General features: G+C 65.3%; 10 protein-coding genes. 2 read left to right on the forward strand and 8 right to left on the reverse strand.

Translation table 11 applies throughout. From position 1 onward, the window contains the following. From IVB32_RS01515 to IVB32_RS01535, 5 genes are all read right to left on the reverse strand, one after another. Positions 1 to 783 (reverse strand): 3-hydroxybutyryl-CoA dehydrogenase (locus IVB32_RS01515; protein ID WP_247409626.1); only part of this gene is annotated, 783 nt, incomplete at its 3' end. A 192-nt stretch (positions 784 to 975) separates the two neighbouring features. Next, on the reverse strand, positions 976 to 1,920 hold the full coding sequence (locus tag IVB32_RS01520; RefSeq protein ID WP_018453240.1) for an FAD-binding protein: 945 nt from the start codon (positions 1,918 to 1,920) through the stop codon (positions 976 to 978). Continuing rightward, positions 1,920 to 2,669 (reverse strand): electron transfer flavoprotein subunit beta/FixA family protein, encoded by a 750-nt coding sequence (locus IVB32_RS01525; RefSeq protein WP_018453239.1) that lies wholly within the window; start codon positions 2,667 to 2,669, stop codon positions 1,920 to 1,922. The genes IVB32_RS01520 and IVB32_RS01525 overlap by 1 nt, the downstream gene beginning before the upstream one ends. Positions 2,670 to 2,793: 124 nt before the next feature. After that, complete coding sequence (locus IVB32_RS01530) at positions 2,794 to 3,366, reverse strand: cob(I)yrinic acid a,c-diamide adenosyltransferase (RefSeq protein WP_018453238.1); 573 nt, start codon at positions 3,364 to 3,366, stop codon at positions 2,794 to 2,796. A gap of 1 nt (position 3,367) precedes the next feature. Beyond that, positions 3,368 to 3,562, reverse strand: coding sequence for a twin transmembrane helix small protein (locus tag IVB32_RS01535; RefSeq protein ID WP_018453237.1), 195 nt, complete (start codon positions 3,560 to 3,562; stop codon positions 3,368 to 3,370). A gap of 204 nt (positions 3,563 to 3,766) precedes the next feature. On the opposite strand from IVB32_RS01535, the gene IVB32_RS01540 reads away from it, so the two are divergent. Continuing rightward, on the forward strand, positions 3,767 to 4,660 hold the full coding sequence (locus IVB32_RS01540) for a YihY/virulence factor BrkB family protein (protein WP_026232492.1): 894 nt from the start codon (positions 3,767 to 3,769) through the stop codon (positions 4,658 to 4,660). On the opposite strand, the gene IVB32_RS01545 is transcribed toward IVB32_RS01540, so the two are convergent. Both IVB32_RS01545 and gluQRS read right to left on the reverse strand, forming a co-directional pair. Continuing rightward, a complete protein-coding gene (locus IVB32_RS01545; RefSeq protein ID WP_026232491.1) occupies positions 4,587 to 5,888 on the reverse strand; it encodes an ATP-binding protein in 1,302 nt (433 codons plus the stop codon). The two genes, IVB32_RS01540 and IVB32_RS01545, sit on opposite strands and share 74 nt — an antisense overlap. A 104-nt stretch (positions 5,889 to 5,992) precedes the next feature. Next, complete coding sequence (gene gluQRS / locus IVB32_RS01550; RefSeq protein WP_247409629.1) at positions 5,993 to 6,865, reverse strand: tRNA glutamyl-Q(34) synthetase GluQRS; 873 nt, start codon at positions 6,863 to 6,865, stop codon at positions 5,993 to 5,995. A gap of 223 nt (positions 6,866 to 7,088) precedes the next feature. Between gluQRS and IVB32_RS01555 the strand changes: the two genes are divergently transcribed. Then, positions 7,089 to 7,742 carry a DNA-3-methyladenine glycosylase gene (locus IVB32_RS01555; protein WP_085361089.1) on the forward strand — a complete coding sequence of 218 codons (654 nt, stop codon included), beginning with the start codon at positions 7,089 to 7,091 and terminating at the stop codon, positions 7,740 to 7,742. A 98-nt stretch (positions 7,743 to 7,840) separates the two neighbouring features. On the opposite strand, the gene IVB32_RS01560 is transcribed toward IVB32_RS01555, so the two are convergent. Further along, a partial coding sequence (locus IVB32_RS01560) for a substrate-binding domain-containing protein (RefSeq protein WP_247409631.1) occupies positions 7,841 to 8,573 on the reverse strand: 733 nt, incomplete at its 5' end.

An 8,573-nucleotide genomic window follows, 5' to 3' on the forward strand; every position in this document is an offset into this window, starting at 1 on the left:
GCACGGGCGGTACTTGGAGTCGGCGAGGCCCTCATGCAGCACCTGCATGATCGACAGGCAGGTATCGAGGCCGATGAAATCAGCGAGCTCCAGCGGGCCCATCGGATGGTGCGCGCCGAGCTTCATCGCCGCGTCGATCGCCTCGACGTTGCCCACGCCTTCGTACAGCGTGTAAATCGCCTCGTTGATCATCGGCAGCAGGATGCGGTTGACGATGAAGGCCGGGAAATCCTCGGAGACCGCGACCTGTTTGCCGAGCTTGCCTACGAATTCCTTTGACGCCTCGAAGGTCTGGTCGTCGGTGGCGATGCCGCGGATCAACTCCACCAGTTCCATCAACGGCACCGGATTCATAAAGTGAATGCCGATGAAGCGTTCGGGCCGGTCAGTGGCGGCGGCCAGCCGCGTGATCGAGATCGAGGAAGTATCGGAAGCGACGATCGCCTCGGGCTTCAACACAGCGCAGAGATCGTGAAAAATCTTGCGCTTGACCTCTTCCTTCTCGACGGCGGTCTCGATCACGAGATCGCAGTCCGCGAGATCGTCCAGCTTCTCGCCGGCTACGATACGCGCCATCGCCTTGGCTTTGTCGTCCTCGCTGACGGCCTTCTTGGAGACCTGGCGCGTCAAATTGCCGTTGATCGTGGCCATGCCTGACTTGAGGCGGTCGGTCGAAATATCGTTGAGCACCACGTCGAAGCCGGCCAACGCAGCGACATGCGCGATGCCATTGCCCATCTGCCCCGCGCCGATCACGCCGACCTTCTTGATTACTGCCGCCATAATGTCATCCACCGGAACGGCGCGCTATCAACCGCGCCTGCCTATCCCCCTGAGCCGGGAGGTCTGATTTAATCAGAACCCGGCCTCGAAACCTAGATTGGATCGCTTCGAAGGCGTGTCCCGCGCCAAAGAAAACGCCTCAAAAAGCAACACCGGCCGGAGTTTATAGCTCCGGCCGGTGTTTAGCGCGTTTTACTTGCCGAGCTTGCCGAGTTCGGCCGTCAGCTCCGGAACCGCTTGGTAGAGGTCGGCGACCAGGCCGTAATCAGCGACCTGGAAGATCGGCGCGTCCTCGTCCTTGTTGATCGCGACGATCACTTTGGAGTCCTTCATGCCGGCCAGATGCTGGATCGCGCCGGAAATGCCGACCGCGACATAGAGCTCGGGGGCCACGACCTTGCCGGTCTGGCCGACCTGCCAGTCGTTCGGCGCATAGCCCGCATCCACCGCCGCACGCGAAGCGCCGACACCGGCGCCAAGTTTATCGGCGAGCGGCTCGATGTACTTTGCGAAGTTCTCGCGGCTCTGCATGGCGCGGCCACCGGAGACGATGATCTTGGCCGAGGTCAGCTCGGGACGGTCACTCTTCGCGACCTCCTCGCCGACAAAGGACGACAGGCCCGGATCGGCCGCCGCCGCGACGCTCTCGACCGACGCGCTGCCGCCTTCACCCGCTGCGGCGAAGGTGGAGGTGCGCACCGTGATGACCTTCTTGGCGTCCTTCGACTTCACCGTCTGGACGGCGTTGCCGGCGTAGATCGGGCGCTCATAGGTGTCGGGGGCGATCACCTTGGTGATCTCCGAGACCTGCATGACGTCGAGCAGGGCCGCGACGCGCGGCATCACGTTCTTGAAGCGCGAGGTCGCGGGCGCGACGATGGCGTCATAGGACGGCGCCAGCGAGACGATCAGCGCGGCCAGTGGCTCGGCCAGATCGTGCGCGTAAAGCGCGCCGTCGGCGAGCAGCACCTTCTTCACACCGGCGAGCTTTGCGGCGGCGTCCGCCGCGGCCTTGGCGTTCTCGCCGGCCACCAGAACCTCGACGTCCGCGCCGAGCGCGGCCGCCGCGGTCAGGGCCTTGTTGGTCGCATCCTTGAGCGACGCATTGTCGTGTTCGGCAATCAGAAGCGTCGTCATCAGAGCACCCCGGCTTCGTTCTTGAGTTTCGACACCAGCTCGGCGACGTCCTTGACCTTGACGCCCGCCTTGCGGCCCGCCGGCTCGGTCGTCTTGAGAACCTCGAGGCGCGCGGTGAGATCGACGCCATAATCGGCGGCAGTCTTGTCCGCAATCGGCTTCTTTTTGGCCTTCATGATGTTCGGCAGCGAGGCGTAGCGCGGCTCGTTGAGACGGAGATCGGTGGTGACGATCGCCGGTCCCTTCAGCTTCACGGTCTGCAAGCCGCCGTCGACTTCGCGGGTGACCTTGAAGTCGCTGCCTTCGACCTCGAGCTTCGAGGCGAAGGTCGCCTGCGACCAGCCGAGCAGCGCGGCCAGCATCTGGCCGGTCTGATTGCTGTCGTCGTCGATCGCCTGCTTGCCGAGAATGATGAGGCCCGGCTGCTCTTCGTCCGCAATCTTCTTCAGGATCTTGGCGACCGCGAGCGGCTCGACCGCACCCTCGGCCTTCACCAGGATGCCGCGATCGGCGCCCATGGCGAGACCGGTGCGGATCGTTTCCGACGCCTGCGCCGGTCCGATCGAGACCACCACGACTTCGGTCGCCTTGCCGGCTTCCTTCAGGCGCAGCGCTTCTTCGACCGCAATTTCGTCGAACGGGTTCATCGACATTTTGACGTTGGCGAGTTCAACACCCGATCCATCGCTCTTGACGCGGACCTTGACGTTGTAATCGACCACCCGCTTTACCGGCACCAAGACCTTCATCGATCCTCTTTCACTCAATCTGGGAGGGGGTTATCAACTGGCGCGGAACCTAAAGGCCTGATCCGGCCCGGTCAACGCGCGAAGGGGTCTAATTTTGGCGCCCAGAAATGCGCGGCCCAATGGGTCAGCGATTCTGGCCCGGAACCCAGAGCACGTCGCCGGCGCCGTCTTCGTTGACCGCGCGGCTGGCCACGAACAGGAAGTCCGACAGGCGGTTCATATACTGGATGCCAGCGGCACCAACAGGTTCTTCCGGCCGGGCCGCCAGTTCCACCATCACGCGTTCCGCCCTGCGGCAAATCGTACGGGCGACATGGAGGTAGGCGGCGGCTGGCGTGCCGCCCGGCAGCACGAAGGAGGTCAGAGGTGCCAGCTTGTCGTTGAGCGCGTCGATGTCGCGCTCGAGCCGCTCGACCTGGCTTGCCACCACCCGCAGCCGCTCCGCCTTGCCCTCACGTTCGGGCACCGCGAGGTCCGCGCCGAGGTCGAACAGATCGTTCTGGATGCGGCCAAGCATCGCGTCGAGCTCGGGCGCATCCCCGGTGTGAAGCCGGACCACGCCGATCGCAGCATTGGTCTCGTCGACAGTCCCATAGGCCTCGATGCGCAGATCGTATTTCGGCCGGCGCTCGCCCGAGCCGAGCGCTGTCGTGCCGTCGTCACCGGTTTTCGTATAGATGCGGTTGAGCACGACCATGTTAACGCCCCATCGCCCACACGGCGGCCATCGCGATGACGATCGCCACGAACTGAAGCAGCACGCGCCAGCGCATCAGCTTCTGCGAGGTGTTGGGCGAGCCGCCGCGCATCATGTTGATGAGACCGAGCAGCAGCACCAACGCCACGGCGCCGACCGCAATCGGCAGGATGAAAGTACTCAGGAGAGATGCCATTCGAGGGTAAATAACACCCTCCGCGCCGGTCCGCCATGGCGTTCCCGATCTGGCTTTTAAGCCAATAATATCAGAAGCTAGCTGGATGAATCTGGATTTGCGCCAATTGCCTATCCTCTTGACCTATCCCCGCCTGCGGGGAGAGGTCGGAATGCGTTTCCCGCGCGCGGGAAGCGGAAGCAGCAACAGCAGTGCAGGTGGTGCGTGAAGGCAATCCGCACCATCTACCTTGTCGTAATGGACGCGTTCTACACGTTCCTCGCCGATGACGGCTGGGCGATCGCGAGCCACATCGCGCTGTCGACGCTGATGGCGCTATTCCCGTTCCTGATCGTCCTGACATCGCTCGCCGGCTTCTTCGGCTCCAAGGAACTCGCCGATCAGGCTGCGAGCCTCATGCTCCAGGTCTGGCCCAAGCAGGTCGCGGATTCGATCTCGGGGGAAGTCCACGACGTGCTGACCACGACCCGCACCGGCCTATTCACCATCGGCGCGGTGCTGTCGGTCTACTTCGCCTCCAACGGCGTCGAGGCGCTGCGGGTCGCACTGAACCGCGCCTATGCGGTCGTGGAGATGCGGCCCTGGTACTGGCTACGGCTGGAATCGATCGCCTACACGCTGATTGCGGCCTTCACCGCGCTCGCCATGGCATTCCTGATCGTGCTCGGGCCGCTGCTCATCGAGGCCGCGCGTGCGCACATCCCGCTGTTCGTTGAATCCAACGAGAGGATCCTCACCTGGCTGCGCTACGGCATCACCGTTGGCGCGTTGGTGGTGGCGCTGATGATCCTGCATACCTGGCTGCCGGCGGGACGGCGCCGGTTCCTCCAGATCCTGCCCGGCATCGTCTTCACCATCGTGGCGTCGCTGATCTCGGGCATCGTGTTCGGGCAATATCTGGCGCGCTTCGCCAATAATTACGTGACGATGTATGCGGGGCTCGCCTCGGTGATCATCGCGCTGGTGTTCCTGTATTTCATCGCCGCGATCTTCGTTTACGGCGGCGAGCTCAACGCCGCGATCATCAAGTCGCGGCTTCCTCACGGCGTGTCGCTGCAAGCAGCGCAGTCGCTAGCGCCCGCGGAGACACAGGCTTGACCAGAAAGGCGTCGGCGCCGGCCTCGCGTGAGGCGACTTCATCTTCGCCCCGACCTGACACCCCGATGATGGGGATCTGAGCCAGCGGCGTCGCCATGGTGCGGATCCGCCTGATCGCCTCGACGCCATTGATGCCCGGCAGCACCATATCCATCAGCACCGCGTCGAAGGCGCCCTGCGCGAGCCGGTTCACCGCGTCCTCGCCGCGCCCGATGAACTCGGCATGATGACCGAGTTCGGTCAGGATGGTGTTGAGCACAACGCGGCCGAACGGATTGTCCTCGACGCTGAGCAAGCGCAGCGCCGGAACCGCATCCATCTCGGCTTCGCCCTTCGACTTGCGGGACTTGCCCGATCCCGTGGCACACACCGACACCGTCAATGTGAAGGTGGCGCCACCGCCGGGCCGAGGCGCGACCGTGATGTCGCCGCCCATCGCGCGCGCCAGTTGCTTCACCGACGACAGGCCCAGTCCGGCGCCGCCGAAGCGCGAGGCAATGGTGACATTGGCTTGGGTAAACGGCCGGAACAGCCGTTTGATCTCGGCCATGGTGAGGCCGATGCCGCTGTCGGACACCGCGAAGGCGACACCGACGCTGCCTTTGCCCTTTGCTTTGCCTTTGCTCTTGGTCTTGTCCTTGCTCTTGACGGAACGCCAAGGCGCGACCGTGAGCGCCACGCCGCCGTGCTCGGTGAATTTCACGGCATTGTCGATCAGGTTCTCGAGCGCGGCGCGCAGGCGGACGGGATCACCGACCACCAGCCCCGGCAGCTTCTCCGAGATATCGACCTCAGCCTGGAGACCCTTGGCCGCGGCGCGACCGGCCAGCGAATCGCCGGCGTTGCGGGCGAGCGTCCGCAGGTCGAACAAATCCTGCCGCAGCGAGCTTCCACCCCCGACCCCCTTCCCGGTCCCCTTGCCACTTCGGGCGGCATCGACGAACAGGGTGGCAAGGTTCGCCAGATGCTCGGCCCCGGCCTTGATCGTGTCGGCCCAGCGTCTTTCCCGTTCCCCGAGATCCGAAGTCGCGAGCAGGTCGCTGATCGCGAGAATGCCGGTCAGGGGGGTGCGGACCTCATGGGCAAAGGCGGCAAGCGCGGCTTGGACGACGTCCAGCTCGACCCGCTTGGTGCTGCGCTTGCGCAACCGGGCAGTCGGCCCGGAGCGCTTCCGAGCCACTCGCTTGGACGTCCCCGTAGTGCGCGCTGCGCGCGTTTTCGCCGCCATAACTCCCCTTCGAAGTATCCCCTTCGAACCCCGCGCTGTCAGGCGAGCATGGCACGGCGGAACACCCGGAGTCACGGCGCCGTTTGGCTAACCCCCAGAGAAACTTAACCTAATCCCACCAACCGGCGGATACCGGCCGGCGTGGCGCCGCCGGCGCGCAGTTCACGAAGGCCGGTCGAGCTGGTTGATTTCGACAGCTTCCGGCCGCGCTCGTCGCGAAGTAGCCCGTGGTGGCGGTAGACGGGTTCGGGCAGGTGGAGCAGAACCTGAAGCAGACGGTGGACCGAAGTGGCGTGGAACAGGTCCTGGCCCCGCACGATCTCGCTGATGTCCTGGAGCGCATCGTCGACAACAACGGACGGATGGTAGCTCGTCGGCGTCTTCTTGCGGGCCACAATGACGTCGCCCCAGGCTTCTGGCCGCGCCGGGACGACGCCACGCTCACCATCCGGCCCCTCGCCCAGTTCGTTCCAGCTCAGGCCCACAGCGCGGCGGCAGGCGGCTGCCATGTCGAGCCGAAGCGCGTAAGGCGCACCGGTGTCGATGAGGCGGTCGCGCTCGTCCGCGGACAGCGATCTGGCGGCGCCGGGATAGAGCGGCACGCCGTCGGGATCGCGCGGCCACGGCCCATCCGCTTCACGCGCCTTAACCAGCCTTGCGATCTCGGCGCGGCTTTCGAAGGCTGGATAGACCAGGCCGAGCGCCAAGAGCCTGTCCAGCGCCGTCCGATACGCATCGAGATGCTCCGACTGCCGCCGCACCGGCGTCTCCCAGGCGATGCCGAGCCAGGCGAGGTCTTCGTAGATCGCTGTCTCATATTCCGGCCGGCAACGCGTCGCGTCGATGTCCTCGATCCGCAGCAACAGCCGCCCACCGGTCTCGCGCGCGCGGTCGGAATTGAGCAGCGCGGAATAAGCGTGGCCGAGATGCAGGTAGCCATTCGGGCTGGGGGCAAATCGGAAAACGGGTGGCGACATGCTTCGGAACTCATCATGGCCGGGCATAGCCGTCTAGACGGATGGCGTCGCTTCCGCTCGCCTGTGTCCCGGCCATCCACGTTCTTCGGAGCGGCGCACCGATCGTGTCAAGGTCCCCGAGAATGCGATGATCACCAGCCGTGCTAACAATGATGCACGTTGGAAAGACGTGGATGGCCGGGTGGAAGCCCGGCCATGACGCCGGAGAGAGTTGACGATTGCCATGACCATCCACCTCGAAACCCAATCCGATCTCGAAGAGGCCGTCCACGCGCTGGTCAAGCGCGATCCGCGCCTGAAGCCAGTGCTGGCGACTGCCGGCATGCCGGCGTTGCGGCGGCGCGAGCCGGGTTTTGCGGGGCTTGCCCACATCGTCTGCGGGCAACAGCTCTCGACTGCGAGCGCCGCGGCGATCTGGGGACGGTTGTCCGCCGCGTTCGATCCGTTCGACCACGAGGCTGTCCGCCGCGCCCGCACCGACCGGCTGGGGCGGCTCGGCCTGTCCGCCGCCAAGATCAAGACGCTGAAACATCTCGCGCGCGAGATCACCGCAGAACGGCTGAACCTCGACGTGCTCGCGGAAGAAGACGCTGATGCCGCGCATCACACGTTGATCGCACTGCCCGGCATCGGACCCTGGACCGCGGACGTCTATCTGCTGTTCTGCCTCGGCCATGGCGACGCCTGGCCGGCCGGCGACCTCGCCGTGCAGGAAGGCATCCGCATCGGGCTCGGCTTGCAGGCGCGGCCAACGGAGAAGCAGATGGCGCCGCTCGCCGAACCCTGGCGCCCCCTGCGCGGAGCGGCGGCACATCTGTGGTGGAGCTATTATCGCGCGGTGAAAAAACGCGAAGGCGTCATCGCGGGATCAACCTAGAGCTAGTTCCGTTCCGATGGAATCGGAACGGGGCTCTAGTGTTTTGTTTTGACGCGTTTTCTTGACGCGAACCGGTGTCCACTTCGCTCGAACACGCTCTAGCCCCGCAGCCCGACGCGATCGGTCCGGGCGCAATCGGCGACGAAGTCGATGACGGCCCGCACCGCCGGCAGTTCGACGAGGTCGGGATGGGCGAGCAGCCACAGGTCCGCCACGCTGGCGAGCTTCTGCGGCGCGACACGCACAAGATCGGGATAGCTTTCGGCGACAAAGCACGACAGGGCGGAGATTCCGAGTCCGGCGCGGACCGCCGCCAGCATGTCGCCCTGGGACGAGCAGCGCATCACCACCCAGGCCTGACGCGTGACGACGTCGCTCCAGCGCGCAAGCTGGAGATTGGAGGTCTGATCGGCGAAACCGATGACGCTGTGCCCCTTCCACTCGCCGCGCCGTTCCGGCAAGGACCGCCCGCCGGCGTAGCCGCGCGAGGCGTAGAATCCCGTGCCGAGACGGCCGATCTTGCGGCCGACCAGATTTTCCTCGCCGCTGTCGAAGGGCCGCAACACCACGTCCGCCTCGCGCCGGCGCACGCTCGCCGGAAACGGATGGGTGATGATCTCGAGCTGGACGTGATCGTGCGCGCGCAGGAACGCAGGCAGGCGCGGCATCAGCCAATGCGAGGCCAGCGTTGCGCCGATCGATAGCTTGACGGTCCCGCGCGCCTTATGCCCTCCGGCCGAGACTGCCGTCTCCGCCCGCAGCGCGGCCGCCGCCATTACCTCGGCGTGCTCGCGCAGCGTCCGTCCATCCGCCGTCAGCGCAAGGCCGTCG

It is taken from the genome of Bradyrhizobium sp. 23 (assembly GCF_023073295.1).
Classification (GTDB): domain Bacteria; phylum Pseudomonadota; class Alphaproteobacteria; order Rhizobiales; family Xanthobacteraceae; genus Bradyrhizobium; species Bradyrhizobium canariense_D.